Annotated in this window: 1 protein-coding gene and 1 pseudogene; one reads left to right on the top strand and one right to left on the bottom strand. The window is 62.5% G+C overall.

The genetic code is table 11. From position 1 onward, the window contains the following. Positions 1-637, bottom strand: a pseudogene (locus EN993_RS35560) (imidazolonepropionase); the annotation flags it as partial. A 98-nt stretch (positions 638-735) separates the two neighbouring features. On the opposite strand from EN993_RS35560, the gene hutF reads away from it, so the two are divergent. Continuing rightward, positions 736-1,625: formimidoylglutamate deiminase (gene hutF / locus EN993_RS35555; RefSeq protein ID WP_127266215.1), on the top strand; the 890-nt coding region annotated here is incomplete at its 3' end.

Raw genomic sequence — 1,625 nt, 5'->3', positions numbered from 1 at the left:
CGGCGGCAACCGCCGGGAGAATTTCTTTGGCGACCAGATCGATGAAAGCGTCCTTGTCGCCCCTAGCTTCCGGCGGCAGCGCGTGGGCGCCGAGGAAAGTCGTGCGGATCGTCACCGGCCGCCGTTCACCCAATTGGCGGGCCGCACGCAGCGACTTCTTTTCGTTTTCGAGATCGAGGCCGTAGCCCGACTTTACCTCCACGGTGGTTACGCCTTCGGCGATCAGCGCGTCGAGACGAGGCAATGACTGCGCGACCAACTCGCTCTCGCTGGCTGCACGCAGCGACTTGACCGACGAGACAATGCCGCCGCCGGCTCTGGCGACTTCTTCATAGGTGGCGCCGGCCAGCCGCATCTCGAATTCGTTGGCGCGGTTGCCGGCATGGACCAGATGGGTATGGCAGTCGATCAGGCCGGGCGTGATCCAGCGGCCCTCGCAATCGACCGTCTCAGCGCCCTGGGCAAGTGTTGAGGGCAGCTCCGCTTCGGGACCGGCGTACACTATGCGGCCATCCCGCGCAGCGATCGCGCCCTGTTCGACGATGCCAAGTCCCGCAGAACTTTCGGCCATGGTCGCCAGGCGCGCATTGCGCCACAGACGAAGACCCCCTGCCCGGCTTTTGCTCTCTGCGGCCATCATCTTTTCCGTTTCAATCGATGGTGATTATGTATATACATATTGAAACGCGCTGCAAGTGCCATCATCGCATGAGAGACAGAGAACCGGAGAGAAAAGTGACTGATATCTTCGCGGAGCAGGCACTCCTTCCCAATGGCTGGCACGACAATGTGCGGCTCACCTTGGCCGAGGGACGCATTACAGCCGTTCAGCCTGGTGCCGCAGCGGTAGCCGACGACGAACGCCACGCGATCCTGTTGCCCGGCATGCCCAACCTGCACAGTCACGCCTTCCAGCGCGGCATGGCCGGCCTTGCCGAGCTTCGCGGCCCCTCCGCCGACAGTTTCTGGAGCTGGCGCGAGGTGATGTACCGTTTCGCCCTGTCGATGACGCCCGATCAGGTCGAGGCGGTTGCAGCGCAGCTCTATGTCGAGATGCTGGAGGCCGGTTTTTCACGCGTCGGCGAATTTCACTATCTGCATCACGACCGCGATGGAAAACCCTACGCCAACCTCGCCGAGATGGCCGAGCGCATTGCGGCCGCGGCCGGCGAAACGGGCATCGGCCTGACGCTGCTGCCGGTGTTTTACGCACATTCGTCTTTCGGCGGTGCCGCGCCAAACGAAGGCCAGCGGCGATTCATCAACGATGTGAATCGGTTCTCGCGGCTTGTTGAGAAAAGCCGGGAATGCGTTCGCACTTTGAATCAAGCGGTTGTCGGCGTTGCCCCGCACAGTTTGCGCGCGGCGACACCGGAAGAACTGATTGAGGTGGCCGAGATGGTGCCGGATGGGCCTATCCACATCCACATTGCCGAGCAGGTGAAGGAAGTCGAGGATTGCCTTGCCTGGTCGGGCGCGCGGCCGGTCGAATTTCTGCTTGGCCATGCCAAAGTCGACAAGCGCTGGTGCCTGATCCACGCCACTCACATGACCGATGCGGAAACCGTCGCCATGGCCAAAAGCGGGGCCATCGCCGGTCTCTGCCCGATCACCGAGGCCAATCT

It is taken from the genome of Mesorhizobium sp. M7D.F.Ca.US.004.01.2.1 (assembly GCF_003997785.1).
GTDB lineage: Bacteria > Pseudomonadota > Alphaproteobacteria > Rhizobiales > Rhizobiaceae > Mesorhizobium > Mesorhizobium loti.
Note: the sequence above shows the minus strand (reverse complement) of the source record. Positions and strands in the feature narration are given on the sequence as shown.